Annotated in this window: 29 protein-coding genes, 1 tRNA gene and 1 pseudogene; 19 read left to right on the top strand and 12 right to left on the bottom strand. The window is 60.6% G+C overall.

The genetic code is table 11. The features are described from left to right. Positions 1-14 precede the first annotated feature (14 nt). From pal to AC1DHL_RS18935, 4 genes are all read left to right on the top strand, one after another. Entirely contained in the window at positions 15-524 is a 510-nt protein-coding gene (gene pal / locus AC1DHL_RS18950; RefSeq protein WP_478102834.1) for a peptidoglycan-associated lipoprotein Pal, read from the top strand. Positions 525-526: 2 nt separating this feature from the next. Next, on the top strand, positions 527-1264 hold the full coding sequence (gene ybgF, locus AC1DHL_RS18945) for a tol-pal system protein YbgF (protein ID WP_478102836.1): 738 nt from the start codon (positions 527-529) through the stop codon (positions 1262-1264). 13 nt (positions 1265-1277) lie between these two features. Continuing rightward, positions 1278-2081: a tRNA threonylcarbamoyladenosine dehydratase gene (locus AC1DHL_RS18940; protein ID WP_478102838.1), complete on the top strand. Its 804-nt coding sequence runs from the start codon at positions 1278-1280 to the stop codon at positions 2079-2081. A 56-nt stretch (positions 2082-2137) separates the two neighbouring features. After that, a tRNA-Lys gene (locus AC1DHL_RS18935) sits at positions 2138-2213 on the top strand. 100 nt (positions 2214-2313) lie between these two features. Here the strand turns inward: AC1DHL_RS18935 and AC1DHL_RS18930 are convergent. Next, positions 2314-3288 carry a HEPN domain-containing protein gene (locus tag AC1DHL_RS18930; protein WP_478162964.1) on the bottom strand — a complete coding sequence of 325 codons (975 nt, stop codon included), beginning with the start codon at positions 3286-3288 and terminating at the stop codon, positions 2314-2316. Positions 3289-3538: 250 nt separating this feature from the next. On the opposite strand from AC1DHL_RS18930, the gene AC1DHL_RS18925 reads away from it, so the two are divergent. The 9 genes from AC1DHL_RS18925 (at position 3539) to AC1DHL_RS18885 (ending at position 8294) form a co-directional block, all read left to right on the top strand. Continuing rightward, the gene (locus tag AC1DHL_RS18925; protein ID WP_478162963.1) at positions 3539-3892 is read left to right on the top strand and encodes a hypothetical protein; all 354 of its coding nucleotides are present in this window, start codon (positions 3539-3541) and stop codon (positions 3890-3892) included. A gap of 885 nt (positions 3893-4777) precedes the next feature. Beyond that, the gene (locus AC1DHL_RS18920; RefSeq protein ID WP_478162974.1) at positions 4778-5077 is read left to right on the top strand and encodes a helix-turn-helix transcriptional regulator; all 300 of its coding nucleotides are present in this window, start codon (positions 4778-4780) and stop codon (positions 5075-5077) included. Further along, positions 5074-5397, top strand: a complete 324-nt coding sequence (locus AC1DHL_RS18915) for a helix-turn-helix domain-containing protein (protein WP_478162962.1) — start codon at positions 5074-5076, stop codon at positions 5395-5397. Before AC1DHL_RS18920 ends, AC1DHL_RS18915 begins: the two co-directional genes overlap by 4 nt. Further along, on the top strand, positions 5394-6122 hold the full coding sequence (locus tag AC1DHL_RS18910) for a hypothetical protein (RefSeq protein ID WP_478162961.1): 729 nt from the start codon (positions 5394-5396) through the stop codon (positions 6120-6122). Before AC1DHL_RS18915 ends, AC1DHL_RS18910 begins: the two co-directional genes overlap by 4 nt. Next, positions 6119-6364 carry a hypothetical protein gene (locus AC1DHL_RS18905; RefSeq protein ID WP_478162960.1) on the top strand — a complete coding sequence of 82 codons (246 nt, stop codon included), beginning with the start codon at positions 6119-6121 and terminating at the stop codon, positions 6362-6364. The genes AC1DHL_RS18910 and AC1DHL_RS18905 overlap by 4 nt, the downstream gene beginning before the upstream one ends. Before the next feature lie 423 nt (positions 6365-6787). After that, positions 6788-7096: a helix-turn-helix transcriptional regulator gene (locus tag AC1DHL_RS18900; RefSeq protein ID WP_478162959.1), complete on the top strand. Its 309-nt coding sequence runs from the start codon at positions 6788-6790 to the stop codon at positions 7094-7096. Continuing rightward, the gene (locus AC1DHL_RS18895) at positions 7057-7182 is read left to right on the top strand and encodes a hypothetical protein (protein WP_478162975.1); all 126 of its coding nucleotides are present in this window, start codon (positions 7057-7059) and stop codon (positions 7180-7182) included. The genes AC1DHL_RS18900 and AC1DHL_RS18895 overlap by 40 nt, the downstream gene beginning before the upstream one ends. 3 nt (positions 7183-7185) lie before the next feature. Then, positions 7186-8064: a hypothetical protein gene (locus tag AC1DHL_RS18890; protein ID WP_478162958.1), complete on the top strand. Its 879-nt coding sequence runs from the start codon at positions 7186-7188 to the stop codon at positions 8062-8064. Positions 8065-8141: 77 nt separating this feature from the next. Continuing rightward, positions 8142-8294, top strand: coding sequence for a hypothetical protein (locus tag AC1DHL_RS18885; protein WP_478162957.1), 153 nt, complete (start codon positions 8142-8144; stop codon positions 8292-8294). 60 nt (positions 8295-8354) lie between these two features. Here AC1DHL_RS18885 and AC1DHL_RS18880 read toward each other — a convergent pair whose 3' ends face one another. From AC1DHL_RS18880 to AC1DHL_RS18850, 7 genes are all read right to left on the bottom strand, one after another. Then, entirely contained in the window at positions 8355-8582 is a 228-nt protein-coding gene (locus tag AC1DHL_RS18880) for a helix-turn-helix domain-containing protein (RefSeq protein WP_478162956.1), read from the bottom strand. A gap of 277 nt (positions 8583-8859) precedes the next feature. Next, on the bottom strand, positions 8860-9093 hold the full coding sequence (locus tag AC1DHL_RS18875; protein ID WP_478162955.1) for a hypothetical protein: 234 nt from the start codon (positions 9091-9093) through the stop codon (positions 8860-8862). Between the two features lie 38 nt (positions 9094-9131). Then, a complete protein-coding gene (locus AC1DHL_RS18870; protein ID WP_478162954.1) occupies positions 9132-9404 on the bottom strand; it encodes a hypothetical protein in 273 nt (90 codons plus the stop codon). Positions 9405-9407: 3 nt separating this feature from the next. Further along, positions 9408-9716 carry a hypothetical protein gene (locus AC1DHL_RS18865; protein WP_478162953.1) on the bottom strand — a complete coding sequence of 103 codons (309 nt, stop codon included), beginning with the start codon at positions 9714-9716 and terminating at the stop codon, positions 9408-9410. A 278-nt stretch (positions 9717-9994) separates the two neighbouring features. After that, positions 9995-10840, bottom strand: a complete 846-nt coding sequence (locus tag AC1DHL_RS18860) for a hypothetical protein (RefSeq protein ID WP_478162952.1) — start codon at positions 10838-10840, stop codon at positions 9995-9997. Positions 10841-11066: 226 nt separating this feature from the next. Beyond that, positions 11067-11201, bottom strand: a complete 135-nt coding sequence (locus tag AC1DHL_RS18855) for a hypothetical protein (RefSeq protein ID WP_478162951.1) — start codon at positions 11199-11201, stop codon at positions 11067-11069. Continuing rightward, positions 11198-11440 (bottom strand): hypothetical protein, encoded by a 243-nt coding sequence (locus AC1DHL_RS18850; protein WP_478162950.1) that lies wholly within the window; start codon positions 11438-11440, stop codon positions 11198-11200. The genes AC1DHL_RS18855 and AC1DHL_RS18850 overlap by 4 nt, the downstream gene beginning before the upstream one ends. On the opposite strand from AC1DHL_RS18850, the gene AC1DHL_RS18845 reads away from it, so the two are divergent. Then, on the top strand, positions 11424-11705 hold the full coding sequence (locus tag AC1DHL_RS18845) for a hypothetical protein (protein ID WP_478162949.1): 282 nt from the start codon (positions 11424-11426) through the stop codon (positions 11703-11705). The two genes, AC1DHL_RS18850 and AC1DHL_RS18845, sit on opposite strands and share 17 nt — an antisense overlap. 158 nt (positions 11706-11863) lie before the next feature. On the opposite strand, the gene AC1DHL_RS18840 is transcribed toward AC1DHL_RS18845, so the two are convergent. Next, on the bottom strand, positions 11864-12442 hold the full coding sequence (locus AC1DHL_RS18840; protein ID WP_478162948.1) for a helix-turn-helix transcriptional regulator: 579 nt from the start codon (positions 12440-12442) through the stop codon (positions 11864-11866). 139 nt (positions 12443-12581) lie between these two features. Between AC1DHL_RS18840 and AC1DHL_RS18835 the strand changes: the two genes are divergently transcribed. From AC1DHL_RS18835 to AC1DHL_RS18820, 4 genes and pseudogenes are all read left to right on the top strand, one after another. Continuing rightward, the gene (locus tag AC1DHL_RS18835; protein ID WP_478162947.1) at positions 12582-13622 is read left to right on the top strand and encodes a hypothetical protein; all 1041 of its coding nucleotides are present in this window, start codon (positions 12582-12584) and stop codon (positions 13620-13622) included. A 116-nt stretch (positions 13623-13738) separates the two neighbouring features. Further along, the gene (locus AC1DHL_RS18830; RefSeq protein WP_478162946.1) at positions 13739-14134 is read left to right on the top strand and encodes a hypothetical protein; all 396 of its coding nucleotides are present in this window, start codon (positions 13739-13741) and stop codon (positions 14132-14134) included. Positions 14135-14178: 44 nt separating this feature from the next. Then, positions 14179-14319 (top strand): hypothetical protein, encoded by a 141-nt coding sequence (locus AC1DHL_RS18825; protein ID WP_478162945.1) that lies wholly within the window; start codon positions 14179-14181, stop codon positions 14317-14319. Between the two features lie 102 nt (positions 14320-14421). Beyond that, positions 14422-14628 (top strand): annotated as a pseudogene (locus AC1DHL_RS18820) (transposase domain-containing protein); the annotation flags it as partial. A gap of 183 nt (positions 14629-14811) precedes the next feature. Here AC1DHL_RS18820 and AC1DHL_RS18815 read toward each other — a convergent pair. Both AC1DHL_RS18815 and AC1DHL_RS18810 read right to left on the bottom strand, forming a co-directional pair. Beyond that, positions 14812-15798 (bottom strand): S1 family peptidase, encoded by a 987-nt coding sequence (locus AC1DHL_RS18815; RefSeq protein WP_478162944.1) that lies wholly within the window; start codon positions 15796-15798, stop codon positions 14812-14814. A gap of 9 nt (positions 15799-15807) precedes the next feature. Continuing rightward, on the bottom strand, positions 15808-16008 hold the full coding sequence (locus AC1DHL_RS18810) for a hypothetical protein (RefSeq protein WP_478162943.1): 201 nt from the start codon (positions 16006-16008) through the stop codon (positions 15808-15810). 287 nt (positions 16009-16295) lie between these two features. Between AC1DHL_RS18810 and AC1DHL_RS18805 the strand changes: the two genes are divergently transcribed. Next, a complete protein-coding gene (locus tag AC1DHL_RS18805) occupies positions 16296-16910 on the top strand; it encodes a hypothetical protein (RefSeq protein ID WP_478162942.1) in 615 nt (204 codons plus the stop codon). 306 nt (positions 16911-17216) lie between these two features. On the opposite strand, the gene AC1DHL_RS18800 is transcribed toward AC1DHL_RS18805, so the two are convergent. Beyond that, a complete protein-coding gene (locus AC1DHL_RS18800) occupies positions 17217-17849 on the bottom strand; it encodes a hypothetical protein (RefSeq protein WP_478162941.1) in 633 nt (210 codons plus the stop codon). Between the last annotated feature and the right edge of the window lie 424 nt (positions 17850-18273).

The following is an 18273-nucleotide window of genomic DNA, read 5'->3' as shown; positions in this document are numbered from 1 at the left end:
TTGAGGAGTTCGAAATGTTGAAACGTACGATTTATTCGTTGGCCATCGTGGCGCTGATCGCCGGTTGCTCGTCGGGCACCAAGCTCAACGACACACCTGTGGTTGATCGCGGCGGCCAAGGCTCGGGCGGTGCGGCCAGCGGCGTTGCGCCGGTCACCATCGACCCCAATGCACAAACCGCGCAGGGCCCGGTCGGTGTCGCGCGGATCATCTATTTCGACTTCGACAGCTACACGGTCAAGCCCGAGTTCCAGTCGCTGATCGACGGACACGCCCGCTTCCTGAAGGCGAATCCGCAGCGTCATATCTCCATCGAAGGGCACACCGACGAGCGAGGCGGCCGCGAATACAACCTTGCGCTGGGACAGAAGCGCTCGGAAGCGGTTCGTCGCTCGCTGACCCTGCTCGGCGTCAACGACAGCCAGATCGAAGCCGTGAGCTTCGGCAAGGAAAAGCCGGCAGTGCAAGGCTCGGGTGAGGACGTGTGGGCGCAAAACCGCCGCGCCGAAATCACCTACCGTTGATGATGCCCCGTGTTTCCTTGCGAGGGGCGGCCCTCGCAGTTGCCTTGTTGTGCGCCTCCCTGGGCGCACAGGCCGCGCTTTTCGAGGACGACGAGGCACGGCGCGCGATTCTCGATCTGCGCCAGCGCGTCGAGACCATGCGTACGCAGGGCGCCGACGAGAACGCGCAGTTGCGACGCAGCTTGCTCGATCTGCAGAACCAGATCGAGCAGATGCGCGGCGATCTCCAACGCATGACCGGCCAGAACGAGCAACTGACGCGCACCCTCACCGAGATGCAGCAGCGGCAGACCGAAGTCGACAACCAGCTCAAGAAGAACGAGCCTTCAAAGGTGTCGATCGATGGACGCGAGTTCAATGCCGATCCCAAGGAGAAGGCCGACTTCGACGCGGCGTTGGGCGTCTTCAGGGCCGGCCAGTTCGCACAGGCGCAAACGGCGTTCGCCGATTTCGTCAAACGCTATCCGCAGAGCGGCTACAACGCATCCGCGCTGTTCTGGCTCGGCAATGCGCAGTACGCGACACGCAACTACAACGAGGCGATCGCCAATTTCAGGTCAATGCTCACATTGGCGCCTGATCATGCGAAGGCACCCGAGGCCGTGCTGTCGATCGCGAACTGCCAGATCGAATTGAAGGACACGCGTGCGGCGAAAAAGACGCTGGAAGATCTGACCAAGGCCTACCCGCAGTCCGAAGCTGCACAGGCCGGGCGCGAGCGGCTTTCGCGCCTGCGCTAGCTTGTTGAGCACCATGCCTTCTCATGTCGTCACCGCCGACGACGCGGATCTGGCCCGCCGATTCGGTGGGCTGGAGCGGCTCTACGGAGTCGCAGGCGCGGCCGCCATTCGATCGGCCCATGTGCTGGTCGTCGGGATCGGCGGCGTCGGTTCGTGGGCGGTCGAGGCGCTGGCCCGCAGCGGCGTGGGACGGCTGACGTTGATCGATCTCGATCACATCGCCGAATCCAACATCAATCGCCAGATTCATGCGCTCGATGCCACCGTGGGACAGGCCAAGGTCGGGGCCATGCGTGAACGCATCGCGCAGATCAATCCGTCCTGCGAAGTTGTGGCCATTGACGAATTCGTCGAGCCGGGCAATTGGCTGTCGCTGCTCGCCACGGCCATTGACGCGAATGGATCACCCACCGCGGTCATCGATGCTTGTGACCAGGTTCGGGCGAAGCTGACGATGGCGGCATGGGCGCGTGAAACCGGCACTGGCTTCATCACGGTGGGCGCTGCCGGCGGCAAGCGACTTGCGCACAAGGTCGATGTCGATGACCTGGCGTTGGTCACTCACGATCCGTTGCTTGCGCAGTTGCGCCAACGACTGCGCAAGGAGCACAGCGCACCGCGCGAAGGGCGCAAGATGGGCGTGACCTGCGTGTTCAGCCGCGAGAGTGTGGCACCGCCCGATGCTTCGTGCGCGGTGGAGGGCGATGGCTCGCTCAACTGTCACGGATACGGTTCGGTGGTGAGCGTGACCGCCACGTTCGGTCAATGTGCGGCAGGCTGGGTTTTGGACCGGATTGCCAAAAATGGCGCGCTATAATTTCGGGCTTTGCCGGACTCGACGTCGGCAAGGATGAAGAAGCGAGAAATCGGTAGGGGACGTTAGCTCAGTTGGTAGAGCAGCGGACTTTTAATCCGTTGGTCACTGGTTCGAATCCAGTACGTCCTACCAGTAATTGCAAGGGTTAGCCGGTGAGTACCTGCTAACCCTTTCGCATTTCTTGCCTGTCTTGTCACGATCCATGTCACGATCAATCGTGGCCATGTCGTCGTCATGGCTCGGTCCGCGCCTTTTGAAGAATTTCAGCGGTCTTTGGAGCCTTACGCAACTGTTCAAGCACTCCAAGAACCGAATGGTTGGCTTGTAGTGCCTGCACTTCGTTCGACGACTCATCGCCATAGCGCACCTTCGGGGAGCAAGCTGCAAGTTTCAGCAGAGCGGCATTAATAGTGATCCCATGATGCGCGGCCAGAATGCCGGCAATGTGGTCGAGATTGTGGCCGTTGGGTCCGCCCGTTGGAAACTTCGTTCCGGCGATTGCCAGCAAACCCTTCAAAGTCTTCTCTACTGCCTGCTGTGCAGCCCATCTTGCCTGTCCGTAGCGACCTCCGAGCACGCTTGCCGTAGATTCGTCATAGTCGGCGCCTGCCATATTGAGCAACTCCGTTCTTGGAAGTCCGTCACGCCACTGAAGGCTTTCGAACATGAAGAGGTAGAAGTCAAAATATTCTCGAAGCGAGCTGTCGGAAAGGCGGTCGGCGACGCCCTGGGGTAGTCCGTCGACTTCACAAAGAACATTGCTTGTTGGGGCGACACTGCCGCTTCCCTGGTCCGCCCCCTTGTTCAGCAAGTTTCTATCAACGTAGAGCCTTATACGGCCATAGGTGAGCCCCGCTCGGACGCGCCAGACGTTGTTTCCGAGACGGACGGGAGCAAAGCCATAGGCCCAGTCAGCCTTCAGCCGTTCGCCATAGGTGTCCTCGTACCATCTTTGCGCTTTTGCCATAAGCACATCGCCGTCGAAGCCCGGCTGATCCGCCAAAGCTCGTGGCGGAAATATGCTCCCGCCCCATCCGAACGCTTCCCAAAGCTTCCGTCCAATATGAAGCGGGCGCTGAAAGACCTTCAACCCCTCCTCGGACAGCGTGCCATCGATCGCTCTCATCAATGCTTCCAAGTCGGCAGCGGATCGGGGTTGAGCCGGCCAACCAAACCTCGTTGTTGAACCACCTTCTGCATCTGACATCGGCACTCCTCAATTGACTCTTCGAGCTGAATTCTGCCGTAACACTCGACCCGACCCGTCCGATCTCGACGAGGTGATCTTCGATGCGTCGCCGGGCGGCGACTGGGCGATCAATCGCGAGAATGCGGTCCTTGCGGGGGCGTGATATTTCTGGGCAAAACGGCCACCTCGGCGCGACGACCGCTGCTCCTGAATGAGTGCCGTGCGCCACAATCCGTCAGCCAATAACAACTCCGAGGAGTGACCCATCGTGAATGTGGATCTTGAGCTATACAGTCCCCGTTGGGGCCACGACGACACCTACAGAGTCGACTTGCAGCCAGACGTGATGACGATCACCATGCAGGTTCGGAAAGCCACCTGCACGTACCAACCAAACGCGGACCCGGTCTGGACCGGCGAGCCCCTGAGCAAGATCCTGCGCAACGACAGCATCCCGCCGCTCGAACAGCTTACTAACCTGCTTGAGCACGCCTGGCTGGCCTGGCGAGGCGGCGAGATCAACGATGCAGAGGTCGCCGGGGAGCTTCAACTCCTGGCCGATTGGATCAACACCATCACCAAGAACAAGCCCGGCAGCCCGTTTTGGAAGAGGTACTTCTGACCTGCCAGCCGTATGGCCTGTCGGCGGTCGCTCGGCACCGATTTCTCGGTGTTGGTTTGGCTGTTGGTGATCGGCGGAGCGATCTTCGCTCATCTGCGCCGGCAGCTCAAAACTCAGATCACCGAAGTGAACCTAGGTAGCGCATGGCCTCGCGCTCACTTCACACGCAGAACGTCGTCAGAGAGGTCTACCAGAATTGGGAGATCTACGTCCGCTGGTACCCGTCGTTCTTCTGCGCGGCCGAGGGTTGGCTATGTAAGGTCATCGCACCCGGAGCTGCAGCTGCCGTCAATATCGGCAGGTTCGGCAGCAGTTCGACAGCACTCGAACGAGGGCGAGCATGGGTCGATCAGAAGCAGCGGCCTTCAAAGCCAAAGGCGCGAGCTGGGCGTGGGCGTTTGATTCGATAGCGCCATTGCTGTGTGTGGACCAATGGCGACACATGGACCATAGCGACGGTCGTCCTTAGGAGGTGATCCGCGCGCAGACCGCCCGTTGGCGGTCATTTGCATTGAACCCAATCTGCTTCCTGTGGCGCTTCTGAGAGACGTTCTAGCTGAGACGCGAAAAGAATTTTTCTATGAGCTTCGGATACTAGATAGTTTCTACTGACAGTAGTTGTCTATCATGATCGTTCAGAGGGAAAGCGGCACCGGGACCACGTCGCGCCGCAACTACTACAAGTTGAACGATGCCTTGAAAACGGGGTGTCCAGGCGATTTGCCGGTTTATCCGGTTGAGTACAGTTGTGATTCATGAAGTCCGAAAGGTCGCCGGACATAACTGAAGGATTGCCTCTGGAGCATCAAACACCTGGGCCGCGTACATAGCGGCCTCGTTGCAGTCGCCGTGCTGGTCACGGCGTTACAACTGGAGTTGTTGCTCATGAAAGCTACAGAGGCGAGCCATCGGCGTGCGCAATCGTGCCATGCCACCGAGCAGATGCATCAGCGCACGCGAGTGGGCCAATCCCATCTCACCCAGCCAATCGAAGTCGCATCGAATCGGGCCGCATTGCTCAGGCGCCCTACGGTTGAGGCGTTGGTCGGATACTCGAAGTCCACGATCTACGACAAGGTTCGGAGCGGTACATTCCCGGCGCCGATCATTCTCTCGTCCAGGTGCGCCCGCTGGCGCGCAGGCGATGTGATTGACTGGCTCGAAGCTCAAGGCGGTCAGGCATGAACCGCAAGCCGAAGAGTCCCGGAAGCACCTCGACGGGCGCGCAGGAGCGACGCATCGTCGAAGCTCTGCGGAGAGGCCCGAAGACTACCGATGAGCTGAGGGCGATTGGTTGCTACCAGACTTCTGCTCGCATCTTCGGGCTACGTCGTCAAGGCTATCTGATCCATACCGAGCTGTTCAACGGCTATTCGGTGGACGGATACAGCCATGCCCGCATGGCGCGGTACACGCTTATCGGCGAGCCAGGGACGGTCGCTGCACGCGAGCCGAGAAAGGTCGGCGGCGGTCGATCTGGTACCACCAAGCGGAGCGCAGCATGACGAGGGCCAAGCAGTTCCGCGACCCGCGCGGCCATAGCCTGCGCATCTATGACGACACCTTCGACAGCCCAGCATTCAATGCTCTGGACTTGCCCGACGTGCGGGCATACCTGTCATTGCTGCGGGATTTGAGGGGGCACAACAACGGCGACTTGTCGTTGCCGCTCACGGTGGCGAAAGAGCGCGGCATCAAGCACCACGTCACGCTCGCCAGGTCGCTGCGCGCGCTGTGCGCTGTGGGCTTGGTCGCCATCACGCGGAAGGGCGGGTGCACGAAGGGCGGCCGGCGGACGGCAACCCTCTACCGGGTTACTGATCGGGAGTGTTTCGCGATCCCTTCCAAGTTCCTGGAGGCCCTGCCTGCGACCAACGAATGGAAGAAGGTCATGAGCGTCGAGCACGGAAGGGCGTTGATCGCCGCCGCCGAATTGGTAGTCAAAGGGAGCGGCAGAAAAACAAAAGCCGCAGGACACCAAGTGACAGATATCACGTCACCAGATGTCCTAGTCGGGGCAAAAACCAGGACACCTCGTGACACCGGCACGACCGGACCAGGTCACGACGTGACTATGGCGGAAAGCGGCAAGAACCTAGCATCCATGCGGGTTCCGGGCCGATTCAATGGCAAGCGAGAAGTTGCAGGCCATAGGACATCTCGTGTACCACCTTTATATATTGCCACCCCTGACTGCGAAATTGCTGCAGATGTGGAGGTGCTAGCGTGACGAGCGCCGAAGCATTCCTCACTTTGGACAGCGCCGGCTTCACCCTCGGGGTGAAGGATGGTCATCTCTGCATTTCGCCGGCAACCTCGCTGACCACTGAGCTTCGCGCGCTGGCAACCAGCCACAAGCATGAGCTTCTGGTCCTTGCCCGCGAAGCCGAGCGAGCCGCGACCGAACTGATCGAGGCCGCCGTACAGCGACGCCGCTGTGCCTCCACAGGGCGCCAGGGGAGAAGCGTATGAAACGCCGTCTAAGGAAGGACGTTACCCGAGCGATCAACGTCCTGGCATTTGCTGAGAGTCGCCGACGCTACGAGGAAATGGCGATGGAGATGAGGGTCCGAGCCCATGAGTTGCTCGACACAGGATTGTCGTTGGACCGGCTCATCAGCGCCCTATGCGACGAATTCGACATCCGGGCGAAGCCCGCCGACTTCAGCGGCTCAACTGGCGATGGCGCTCGTCGATGAGTGCATTCCAACTGGCCTGCGTGTTGCGGATCGCGCGTCTCATCGAATGTCGGTCGAGGCGCGGAAGGTGGTTTGCAGGCAGAAACGTCCAGAACGCGGGCGCGAGGCAGATTTTATCGAGCCCTCATGCATGTGATTTGGTGAGATTGGGTGTGATGCAACGAGAAAAACGTCCACCCGATCCAGATGACGAAATATGGTTATGGCGAACGACGAGAGCGAGAGCTTCAACCATATGACCAAGACTGTGAAGTCGAACATAGCTGCCGCATCGACATCGCGCAGCGTCCGTGCAAAGCAAGGTGCTGAGCTTCTGGGGTGCTCAATTGCTGCCTATTGGCGATGGACCAAAAGGGCTGGCTTCCCGCCTGCGCGTCGACTTTCACGAGGTGTGACGATCTGGTTGGAGAGCGACCTCATTGAATGGCGAGACTCCCATCAAGGAGTCCCACCGCGTCCTGCGCCTTGGCAGACATCGGCCAGCGTGAGAGGCGGTTCTCAATAACGGCAGACGACTTCCTCGCGGAAGGCTTCGACACCTATCTCGACAACCTGCGCGCCCAGTTCGAGGCCGTGCAATCGAAGGAGTAAGCCATGTGCATGGGCGGCGGCAGCGACAAGAACCTCGGCCTCGCGGCGATGTACACGGCCCAGGCCGACATCGTTCTCGGGCAGCGTCAACTCGATCTGGCTGAAACGAAGAACAGCCAGGACGCGCAGCTCCAGCGCGAGTACCTCGACCTCATCAAGGCCAACCAGCCTATCGAGGAGCGCATCCAGACGGCCCAGGCCGATTCAATGGACCTCGCGCTCCAGCGTCAGCGCGACGTGCAGTTCCCTCTCGAAGACAAGATCATCGACGAGGCGAAGAACTACGACTCGACCGAGCGCATTGCCAACGAGGCGGGCAAGGCAGACTCCGCTGTCGTCCAGGCTTACGACAAGGCGACGGCCGGCGCTCAGCGCGACATGCTGCGCTCGGGCCTCAACCCCAACTCTGCCAAGGCGCTGGCCCTGCGCGAGAACGCCTCGCTGTCCCAGGCCGCCACCGCTGCCAACGCATCGACCGCCGCCGCCGAAGCGGTGAAGGGCAAGGGCTTCGCGATGCGGATGGATGCCGCTGCGCTCGGCCGCAACCTCGCGCCCAACTCGGTCGCCTCTGCGGACAGCTCGCTGCGTGCCGGGCAAGCCCAGGCATCCGGCATGAGCGGCGTGATCCAGGCCGCAAACCAGAGCTTCGACTCGACCATGCGCGGCTTTGGCTCGGCGGGCAACAGCTTCAGTAACGCCGGGAGCAACCTCACCAGCATCGCCAGTCAGCAGCAGGCAGCCAGTGCGCAGAAGAACGCCGGCATCGGAAGCGCCGTAGGCACGGCTGTCGGAGCCCATGCGTCGAGCGCGAGCGCGGCTGGTGGCAGCAGCGCCATCGGCTCGGGTCTGAGCTATCTCGGCTCGGCCCTCGCCAGCATGTAATCGAAGGAGAGCGAAATGGCTGGAGCTGGATTCTGGGGTGGCTTCGCTACCTCTCAACTACAGGCATTCGGATTCCAATGAAGGCTGAAGACTTCCTCGACTTCGACCGCAACGCCTACCTCGCCGAGACCGGCCGTGTTCTCGGCCTTCCCGCTGGGTGGTCCGCCGCGCAGATCGGGGTCGAGTCGGATAACGATCCGACTGCCGTCTCGTGTCGCTTCTGCCGATAGCTCGCAGTCGCTCACGAAAGTCCGCTCGTTCTCTGGGCGTCGCAGGAGCTGAAGCAGCCATCAGATGACCCGATGACCTTGCGCGCCGGGCATTGGAGGCTCTTCGAAGAGGATGGACATCCGAATGCAAAGTGCACACGCGATCACATCCAGAGTGTCGACAGACGGGCAGACGAGGCCGCGCTCGGTTCGAGAGAGCATCGAACGGGAGATCCCCGCTCGCGTAGCTAGCTGACCACCCGACAGACCGGCGGCCAGCCTAAATGCTCGCACGTTGGTTCCAACCATGACGCGCCGGCTCCGGTTAGGCAGTCGGCCTAGCCTGGGCGCGGGCCGATCCGACTCCGGCATGAATGGCGGCGAGATGGTAGGGAAGGGGGAGGTGGAAAATTCTATATACCCTCGACTCTTCCGCCCAAAGAGGCTACTCGCCATTACCCGATCAGGTAGGGGGGCCCACAAACGACAAAGCCACCCGAAGGTGGCTCTGAAGTCCGGTTCCGTTCCCGGCGTCCTCGACACCACACCGAGGACCGTCGCGTCCCCCACCACAGGGGACGCGATTTCAGCCTGCCGTGGCCGCGCTGGTGGTCCTGGCGGATCGGCGCAAGCTAGGCGCATCGGATGCCACCGGGGATGACGGGACGACATCGGCGAGCGGAAGCGCCTCCCATTCCTCCAGCTTCTCGCTCACGATTTCCAAGCCCAGCACCGCGAACATCAGAACCGCCTGGAGCCCCCAGGTCAGTAGCAAGAGCGGAAAGGTCGCCTTGCTCCGTAGCTCTTTCAGAGTCTTCAAGATCGTCCCACACTCGAGGCACCTCCAACGCCTCGACCTCATGGCCTCGGCAGTTGCTGCTCCGCGATTCGACGCAGCGGCGCGGGTATCTCAAAGTCATCACCCGCCTTCCCCTCTAAGGGCACCCGAGGCAATGGCCGACCGTCGAGCTGCACTGCAGATATTTGGTGCAGGGTGAAGTCCGCGTTCCACCACGAGCGATAGCGGTACACGCGGCCGTGCCGGTCTCGTCGAGCGCCTGCCGGCAGCGGCGGCCCGACGAACGGATCGACCTTGCGCAGCCGGGCGGCGAGCCAGCGCATCGTGTTCATGAGCTACTCGTCCGCACTGTCGGATGGCGGGCTCTGTACCGAAGAAGGAGCCTTGGGGAACGGCCACTTGGCGTTCGGCGGCAGCGGCCCCGGCTTGCCGATCACAATCTCGCTGTCCCCCTCCAGGTTGCGCTCCTCGGACATGCCGAGCGCCGCCACCTTGCGATTGGTCTGCCGCCTCAAAGGGCAAGCCTTGTACCGCTCCAAGTCCCGGCGCAGCATCTCCCTCATCTGCTGCGGCGACATCTCGCTCAGCGCCTGGAAGAGCGGATCGCTCACGTCGATTACTCCAGTCTCGCGGGGCTTCTTCATGTCTGATCCTTCGTCGCCCATGGTCGCGGGTGTATTGCTCGGCGACAGCGAAGATGCGGGGTCTGGCCCGACGACGTCGCTATGTTACTCACCCTCGCAAACGTCCGGTCTATGCGGGCCCTGTACAGCCGCTGTGGGCCCCATCGCAGCCTCTGAGCATGCCGTCCCCAGCGGCAGATTCGCGCCCCATTGCTGTCCACTTTGGCTCGCTGGGTGAAAGCAGCAGCAGACTCAATGCGTAGTTCGCCGCTATCACCCTCAATGTCAGACAGGGACTTTTATCGAATCTCGAACGTACAGTAGTACTGATACTCCACGCGCCCAAAAAAATCCTTCTTGCTGCTCTCCCCCGAAGTCAAGACGAGAAGAGTCTTGCCGGGATAGTCTGGTGACAGCTTTGCCTGGCCTTCCTGGCACGCTTGGGCCTGCGTATGCCCACCACCAAGCCAGCCGGTTTGATGGGTAACTGTCGCCGGCTTCGTTTGGGCGACGTTGGTGTTGGTGCTCGGCCTAGTGCTGGGGAGGCTCGGAGTGCTTGTGGATGAAGTCGACGGTAGTGAAGGGGTAGGTGCTGAGATGGCACCGGGGCATTCGCTGCTGGGTTTGGATCGAGCGCTGACGTAGGTGGTGAGCCTCGTGCGACGAGTGAGGTCGGTGACGAGACCGGCTTCAAGAAGGGCATTGATGCTGGCCGCCGCTTTACAGGGGTCCTTGACTGCCTCTTGGATACGGGCAAGTTCGGCCTTCTCGGTCTCGAAGTCCCTCGTCTGCGCAGACTTGTTTGCCTCAAGACTCCGCTGGTTATCCGCGTTCATCAGAGCTATGTAGGCGTTGCTGGCGGCGGCGACGCTCGCCGCAAGCACGGACAAGACCAAGGGACTCGACCAGCGCGCCCTGCGGATCTCGTCCAGTTTCGCCGCCACCTCGTCTCCGCGCAGCTTAAGCTCCTCCTGGGCCCGAGAGTTGTCGGACTTCCACTTCTCGCGCTCAAAGTCGAACTGGCGCTTGCGCAGTTCCAATTCCTCGTTGTCGCGGGCTTCCTGGGCCTCCCACCTCAGTCGGTCAAGATCACCGGCCGCTTGGAGAATGACTTGTTCGTTCGAGCCTACACGGTCGTCTTTCACGGTCCACTCCCGCAAGCCTTGGTTAGGCATCATTGTGGCGAATCTATCTCGCCGCATCCTTAAATCGTGGGATGCAGTAGAGCCCCGGCGCACTTGTCTAGACTAGTGGTCCATGAACGGGGCAGCGATTTGGATTCCGCGGACGTAGCATGGCGCGTGGCTAGGCTGGCTAGGCAACTTGAAGGTCCGCTTCGGACGCCAAGCGCGGTCGACCGCTCCTGGCCGTTCACGGTACTACCGTGATGCCTTGAAACTTCATGGCGGCAACGAAGTTCTCGCGCATTTGGGGTTGCTTCTCGGGCGGATTGGTCATCCGCAGGTTGTCCCAGCGGTTGAAAGTGTCCTTTGCGATTGCCTTCATCCCACACCTTCGCGCTCGACATAGACGGTCACGACCTGGGAGCCTTCGCGGTAGGCCACAGAAAAGCGGTCGATGCTCTGCACCTCGAAGCCATCTCGATCCCGCTGTCGCAGTGGCTTTCGATCGGCGGCCCGCTGTCGCTGCTGATCGACCGACTGGCGCGGCGAGAAGATGGTGAAGCCGACCGACACGGCCGGCGAGACCATGATGGAGGGCACCGACATGGTGGCGAAGTTCATGCTGCCGAACCTGCCGGCGCCGGGCCTGGGCTGGCTGCTGCGCAAGATGGGCGCCCCGGTCGATACCGGCATGCTGGACCCCTACGGATGGACAGGCATCGAGCGCAGGCTCAAAGGGGCGAAGGACGGCTTCGGCAAGGAGGTCGACCCCTGGCGTCCAGACGGCCCGCTCGCTGGGCCTGAAGATCGAGGCCCGGCCGCTGCAAAGCGAGCTTGCCCGCATCGGCCTGGATGCCAAGGCGAAGGAGAAGGAGATCGAGACTGACGCCCGCTCCATCGGCCGCAAGATGGGGCGCGGCGAGATCAGCCGGGAGGAGGGCGAGCGCCGAATTGCCCGCGAGGTCGAGAAGCTGAAGGAACTAGGGAAGAAGACTCGCGAGAAGTTGACGCCAGCCCCCGCCGAATAGTCGGACACGGCGTGGCTCAGCGCGCGTTCTTCTTGGCCTGGGTGTCCACCCACTCCTGAACCTTGGACCTATCCCAACGGCGTGTCATCTGGCTAAGGTTCAGGGCTGGGCGGGGGAAGTCGGGCCGCTTGGTTAGGTTTTCCCTTGCGTGCCGATACCCCACGCCCAGAAGATCGGCGATGTCTTGGATTGTGAGCAGTGGCTTCACCATGACGCCTGCTCGTGTTGAGCATTGGCGCTTCTTCAGAGTTGGCAGCACCCTGGCGGCATACTCCGCGAATGTCTCACCCCGATTGGCGGCCGTCGAGCTTCTCAACTGCGCCTTCATCGGTCGAGTCTGGGTGGTCGCGTGCTTGCTGCCAGCAGGCGCGGGCAATGACGCTCTCGCAGACTCCTTATAGGTCTCCCACGCTGCATCGAGATCGGCGCGTTCGAATAGAACCGTGACGCCGACCTTGGTTCCCTTGCCTGTGAGCAGGGGCGCAATGTGGGTCTCGAATGCGCGGCGCTTGAGGCCAAGGTAGTGCTGCGATTCTTGAATCGAGAAACAACGCTTGAGCCAGTTGGCTCGCGTCGGCGGCTCAACTTCGTTCATGTTTGCCCCTTTGACTCAAGGGGGACGATTTTCTTGTTCGACTGGCTATGGAGGAGTCGGCATTGCCGAATGCCTATGACGAGCGCGCGCCATCTACTGAAGGTAGATGCAACGTCACCTATCGGTAGGTGAAAGCTGCGTGCAGCATGAAGCCTTCTGGAAGACGACGCGGCCGTGCAAACCGTGTCCCACAAGTCAGGTGACGGGATGGTTGATCGGCGTGACGGCAATTTGCCGAGCTTGCTTGCCGGCCGTTGGCAAGGTGCGCCAGCTTCGCCGCCACGGCCGCACCCGGCTCTTGCCACAATGCGCAGCTCAACTCGCCACGATGCCCATGCCACCCACCCGACTGATCATCACCCGCGACGAGAGCACGCTCGTAGCACTTCGCGAGCGCGCCGCTCGTATGGCCGCCGCCCGGCCCGATAAGCTCTCGGAGTTTGAGACGGCAGTCCTGTTTATGCGCGGCGTCGTCTCCAGAGCTGCGATGCTGCTGCCAGCCTACTATTTCTTTCTCGGCGCCACCTGCACCGAGTCGAAGGAAAAGCGCAGCTACGACGAGCTGGTCCTCTCGGATTCGGTCCGCTTCTCGTCGCTGAGTACGATCGCTCTTGTCTGTCGGAAGGTGTTTGACCACGATCCCAAGGGGATGACCGGCCGGCACTTCGCAAAGTGTTCCATTGAGACGTTCGAGCGCCTCGGCGCTTACTGGGCCGAAACTTCCGGGCGAAGCGTGGCCGATGCCATGCAAGCCATCGCCCTGCTACAGATTTTCTTCAACGAGTGTTCCGACTCGACCAAGGTACTGCTGGAAGGGGAGACGGCGTTGCACCTGCGCCTCGGGCTGCTGAAGCAGTACGCGAACAACGCGGCCGCCCACATGACCATGAACCCGTTTGAGATTGCCTTTCTCGACTGCGCGCATCCGGTCGCTGCACTTGCGATCATCGGCAGCATCATTCAGGGCTTTGATGAACCGGGCGGCACCTCGCAGCACTTCAACACCCTCGATGCGACGGCGTGGGCCTGCGCGGCCAAGGTATTTCCCGACTTGGTGGGCCAGAGGCTGTTCGATAGCTTCGATGTGCATCAGCAGGGCACGCTGTACTGGAAGTGGGATACCCTGCGTGGAAGGGACATGCTGCTGAAGCAACTGCCCTACGCAATAGGGTGGTTCTAGGCTGACTCAGGTCACGGGTGTCGCAGCGCCCGCGAAGACGAGCAGCCGCGCCGCCGCCCTGGTACTCGCGCGCTTGGTGCTCAACCATTCGCCTATCTTGTGGGCATGATGGCGACATGGAAGATATCCAAATCACGACGACGGGCGGCGGAATCCATATCGAGGGCTTTCCGGACGCAATCAAACTGGCTCGCGTTGAAGGTGAGAAAGCCTACAAGCTCAAAGACCTCGCACTTCATCGGCTTGACTTGCACTTTGCCGCTCAATGCCTGAAATCCATCAACGAAGAGGCTGCGAGCGATTTCATGCAGGATGCGCTTTGGCGTTGTGCGATCGTTCACTACGTCAAGTGTTTCGGCGAGGGCGCGCGGAAGCCATTGAAGGCCGGCGCTGTCTACAAGGACCATCCACCCGAAGCCTTGGACGCGCAGGAGCATTTTTGGAATCTCCGCAACAAGCACATCGCTCACGACGTGAGTGTTTTTGCCAGGTGTAAGTCGGGGCCGTCATAAATCCGCCAGATTGGCCCCAACGAATCGCCAAGATTCTGTGTCCGATGTTTCGGGTCGACACGCTCGACGATGGCGCGTTCAGCAACCTCAAGCTGTTGATCGAACACGCTCTGGAGTGGGTTGATCGAGAACAAAATCGGCTGTGCGACGCGATCACCGCCGACCTCGAAAAGGAAAGCCACTAGAACCTGCTGCGCCGCCCCAATGTGACGTACACAGCACCGGCCGGCACCGACGTTCGGCGCGGGCGTCGATCCACCCCGACACCGGACACCTTCTGAGGGAGATCCCTGGGCCGCAAGAACTGGCTGTTTGCCGGAAGCGTACTCGCCGGTCAGCGCGCGGCCGTGGTGATGAGCCTGGTTCACTCTGCGCGTCTGAATGGCCTCGACCCCTACGCCTACCTGCGGGACGTGCTCGCGCGGCTGCTCACGCACCTTAACAGCCGCATCGACGAACTGCTGCCTCATCGCTGGCAGAAGCTCGCATCCTGATCCCAGGCAGTTCAGAGCGTCGTTGCCTCGACGCCGTCACCTCACGGGGGACGCCAAGCCGCTCACACGAGGTCAACGATCCCGCCGATTGACCGATTGACCGGCGCTGCGGTCAAGGTGGGACGGCAGGACGCTCACTCTCTACGTCTCGGACCGAGGCAGGAAAACGGCGTCGCGGGTTCGCTATTGCAAAGGCGGGTAGGGATTTTCGCCGTCGACGGGGTGCGTGAAGAGTTGGTCGACCAAAGCAGCATGCCAAGCAACACCAACCTTCAAATCCTCCAGGGACTTATCTCCCACCGCTCCCGAATAGATTCCCGCAAAACGCAGGAGATTGATCTCGCGAGAATTCTTGGCGCCTTCTCTGAGTGCATCGATGTCCAGCGACGCGATTCTGTCTAAGGCTGACCCCGCGTTCTCCAGGCTCTCGAACCGCTCAAGGCTCTTCTTGAGACGCTCGTGGTTTTCAGGCGTCGTCCCGAAGACCTTCTCCTTTGACAGCATAAAAATGGGAGAGCCCGACATGCCTGGCCTGCCCGGAGCATCAAGGTAGAACTTCGGGAGGCTGCCAATGAGAATGGAGGGTTCGGACGCCACGTAAGCGCGCTTCCAGATGGGGTACGGATTCGACCCATCGATGCCGAATGGATACCCGACGATGACCACGTCTCGGCCGATTGTGAGAATGTCCCCCTTGCCGGGCGCGAACTGCTCAATCGGTGTTATCAGTAGCCTATCGTTCGCGCCACTAAAGTCGAAGCCCACCGCCACCAGATCGGCGCGCCCTGCGGCGCCCACTCCTGGAATTTTTGTCTCTCTCCACACAGGCTTGTCGTCTTTGTACAGGGGATAGATCTTTGACGGGACAAAGTGGTTCGGATCATCTTCTCGGGGCAGGTGGATGCGAAAACCACTGGGTGAGGCGGGATACCCATCTAGCAGCGAAGCGGGATTTTCAGGCTTCCGCCCAGCGAGCACATGCCAATTGGTTATCAGAAATGTCTTTCCGTCTCGCCGGTGGAAAAAGCCAGTTCCAGAGCCAGCTGGATGTTCGCTTCCATCAATCCTGCGGCAGAAAACATCGATGCAAACGGCGACGCGGCTGGCTGGGTCAACTTGACCAATGATGGGGTGCTTAAGGATTCTTGAGTCTGCTTGAGCTGAGGCCATCGATGTAGTTTACGAGAGCGTAAAGAGCAAGAGGGTCTTCGGCGCGCGCTTACACCGCACCTTGTCCAGCACCGGCAGGATGTAGCGCTCGCCATCGTGCGCGAGCGGCACCGAGATTGTTGAAGCCCCGTCGTAGATCGCCGCGCGCAGGTTCGGCTTGGATGGCGGCCACCGCAAGGCGAACACCCTCTCGATGACAGCGATAAACAACGGCTTGCACGAAATACTGGATAAAACTACAGCATCCCTTATGGACCGGGAAATTTGGATTGCCGTCTGTGCGCATCGGCTGCAACGACAGTGGCGCACCGTTGATCCCGAGCAGTTGGACGAGGTGGCAGCGGAATTGTGGCGCGACGACGCCTACGAGATCTGCCGCCAGAGGCCGCCGCAGTGGCTTGGTTGGGTCCTATCCTGCCTCGGCCATTCTGAACGAACGTTGGAAAGCGTCCGCGCAGCTGCCCCGTAACATCTCGTCCAAACAACGAGGAGTTTCAATGGCTGACGCCACAACAACAAGTCAACTGATTCCGCTACTTTCCGTGCTGCTCGGCGGCGCCCTGACGGCCGGAGGCGGCTTTGTGGGTCAGTTCTTCACACATCGGTGGACGCAGGAGCGAGAGGAAGGGAAACTCGCCAAGGAGGGGGCGCGCGAAGCGGAAAAAGTACGCAGGGAGCGAATCGAAGCGCTGGTTAAGGCTGTCTATGAGCATGGTCACTGGCTCGATGACAGAAAGCAAAAGATGATCTTTGAGAAGGCTGATCACAATGCGCCTTCGCCGCTAAGCGAAGCGCGCATGCTCCAAGAACTTCACTTTCCCGACCTCGGAGGGGAAGTCCTCGCGATCATGAAAGCACAAGGTCCGATGATCGCCTTCGTCGGTCAGCAGCGCCTGGCCCACATGAAGAATCAGCAGGAATGGGCGGCGGCGCGGGACGACAAGCCGTACTACGACGCCTACGTCGTCTATCTTGCTGCCATCAGTGCACTCACGAAGAAGTGCCGTGAGATGCTCTATGCCAACACCACGCCCATAAGCTCGGCGCCGGCATTGGCATCGGCCGGGCCTATGGCCTCACACGGGAAACCAGGGCCGATGCTGTCCAGGTGATCGTCTTGAAAACCTCGCCCGTAACTTGAAGCGACAGCGCCCCGTTTGTGGTGTCGGCCACGGTGCCGAGAGCCCCATGCGCTCGCGCCGGAGTCGGCGGCCGTGTTTGATGTTTGCCGTGGCCACCAACGAAGCCGCCGCCACGTTCGCACCACGCTTGACCATGCATGGCGGAGAAGACCCACCCTTCGCTGTCGCCTCGTGTTTCTGTCGCGCACACTTGGCCCTGGTTGACCGACCGAAGCCGACGTAGGCTAACAGGGTCCGCGTTGTGACCGAAACTGTCTCCGTTTGCCTCTGCACGGCTCATAGTTGCATGCCCACTTCGCAGTTTTGAAAAGTGCACTGCATGAGTCGGAGCGTTTTGCCATTGCGATCAATGATCTTGAGCACTTCGTGATTGCCTTCGAGCAAGTAGCCTTTGACCTGCATCTTTATACGTTCCACGAAAATGCCTACTGTGGGAACGAATCGAAGCATGAGGGCGATCTCCCCCGGACCCTCTCGCACGGTAAGGAAGCCGCCTTCCACCGTCACATCCCATTGGCCAGCAATGACCTTCCACACGTTTCGCTCGATGTCGAGAGCCGGTGTGCTCTTCGAATCAAAAAAAGTCGCGGAAATGAGGTAGGGGCCGCCTGCCTCATCGGGCTCCTCTATGCGCACGACAGGCATGCCCGAGACTGCTAGCGGCACCGGACAATTGATGAAGTGTGCGCCACCAAGAGCAATGCGGGGCGGTGTTCGTGAGGGGTCAAGTTCGTCGAAAGCGAAACCGGCCTTTTTCGCAAAGGGATTATTCGATCCAGCTTCGACCGTGCTCGTCGCAATGTGGCCTTTGGTCTTCTTCGCGTGACACATGGGGCACAGAAGGGCAATCGCGTCCGGTTCGTGAGCCCTTGCCTCAGCAAAAGGCGGAGCAACGTGGTCGTACTCCACGATCGCGCTTCCACATAGCACACATCCGAACCCGCACCGTTGCCTGACTTCTCGTGCGACAGCGGCGGGGATGGTGCGGGGGAGGCCGTACTTGTTTGTCCTATCGTCTTGGTGCATCTAACAATACTACCCAGTGGAATGATCACGCAAAGACAAGTCAGGGCGTAGTCTTCGATCAATGGTTTTCCATCATCGGGCAGGGGCACACGTAGGCCACCTCCGTCCACGCCCTAACAGCGATCAAGGAGATGCGACGATCATCGCGCGGATGAAGAACAAGTCGGCAACTTCATAGCCGGCAAATTGAGGTGCGAGTCGCTCCAAAATGTGTGCCTGTGGAGGGACGTTACGCGGGCGCAACGCCGATCGAAATCAACATTCAGTTCGACGCCGGAAGTGGCTCGACGACCTTCACCGACACCGG

The sequence above is a fragment of the Variovorax sp. 10L426 genome (assembly GCF_056395305.1).
Note: the sequence above shows the minus strand (reverse complement) of the source record. Positions and strands in the feature narration are given on the sequence as shown.

Excerpts from the sequence above, each read along its gene's own strand:
- AC1DHL_RS18940 (WP_478102838.1), top strand. The coding sequence starts at position 1,278 with ATGCCTTCTCATGTCGTCACCGCCGACGACGCGGATCTGGCCCGCCGA.
- AC1DHL_RS18920 (WP_478162974.1), top strand. The coding sequence starts at position 4,778 with ATGAAAGCTACAGAGGCGAGCCATCGGCGTGCGCAATCGTGCCATGCC.
- AC1DHL_RS18855 (WP_478162951.1), bottom strand. The coding sequence starts at position 11,201 with ATGAAGGCAATCGCAAAGGACACTTTCAACCGCTGGGACAACCTGCGG.
- AC1DHL_RS18910 (WP_478162961.1), top strand. The coding sequence starts at position 5,394 with ATGACGAGGGCCAAGCAGTTCCGCGACCCGCGCGGCCATAGCCTGCGC.
- ybgF (WP_478102836.1), top strand. The coding sequence starts at position 527 with ATGCCCCGTGTTTCCTTGCGAGGGGCGGCCCTCGCAGTTGCCTTGTTG.
- AC1DHL_RS18880 (WP_478162956.1), bottom strand. The coding sequence starts at position 8,582 with ATGGTTGGAACCAACGTGCGAGCATTTAGGCTGGCCGCCGGTCTGTCG.
- AC1DHL_RS18915 (WP_478162962.1), top strand. The coding sequence starts at position 5,074 with ATGAACCGCAAGCCGAAGAGTCCCGGAAGCACCTCGACGGGCGCGCAG.
- AC1DHL_RS18900 (WP_478162959.1), top strand. The coding sequence starts at position 6,788 with ATGGTTATGGCGAACGACGAGAGCGAGAGCTTCAACCATATGACCAAG.
- AC1DHL_RS18825 (WP_478162945.1), top strand. The coding sequence starts at position 14,179 with ATGTTTCGGGTCGACACGCTCGACGATGGCGCGTTCAGCAACCTCAAG.
- AC1DHL_RS18845 (WP_478162949.1), top strand. The coding sequence starts at position 11,424 with ATGGTGGCGAAGTTCATGCTGCCGAACCTGCCGGCGCCGGGCCTGGGC.
- AC1DHL_RS18870 (WP_478162954.1), bottom strand. The coding sequence starts at position 9,404 with ATGAACACGATGCGCTGGCTCGCCGCCCGGCTGCGCAAGGTCGATCCG.
- AC1DHL_RS18865 (WP_478162953.1), bottom strand. The coding sequence starts at position 9,716 with ATGAAGAAGCCCCGCGAGACTGGAGTAATCGACGTGAGCGATCCGCTC.
- AC1DHL_RS18840 (WP_478162948.1), bottom strand. The coding sequence starts at position 12,442 with ATGAACGAAGTTGAGCCGCCGACGCGAGCCAACTGGCTCAAGCGTTGT.
- AC1DHL_RS18890 (WP_478162958.1), top strand. The coding sequence starts at position 7,186 with ATGTGCATGGGCGGCGGCAGCGACAAGAACCTCGGCCTCGCGGCGATG.
- AC1DHL_RS18885 (WP_478162957.1), top strand. The coding sequence starts at position 8,142 with ATGAAGGCTGAAGACTTCCTCGACTTCGACCGCAACGCCTACCTCGCC.
- AC1DHL_RS18930 (WP_478162964.1), bottom strand. The coding sequence starts at position 3,288 with ATGTCAGATGCAGAAGGTGGTTCAACAACGAGGTTTGGTTGGCCGGCT.
- pal (WP_478102834.1), top strand. The coding sequence starts at position 15 with ATGTTGAAACGTACGATTTATTCGTTGGCCATCGTGGCGCTGATCGCC.
- AC1DHL_RS18815 (WP_478162944.1), bottom strand. The coding sequence starts at position 15,798 with ATGGCCTCAGCTCAAGCAGACTCAAGAATCCTTAAGCACCCCATCATT.
- AC1DHL_RS18850 (WP_478162950.1), bottom strand. The coding sequence starts at position 11,440 with ATGAACTTCGCCACCATGTCGGTGCCCTCCATCATGGTCTCGCCGGCC.
- AC1DHL_RS18830 (WP_478162946.1), top strand. The coding sequence starts at position 13,739 with ATGGAAGATATCCAAATCACGACGACGGGCGGCGGAATCCATATCGAG.
- AC1DHL_RS18805 (WP_478162942.1), top strand. The coding sequence starts at position 16,296 with ATGGCTGACGCCACAACAACAAGTCAACTGATTCCGCTACTTTCCGTG.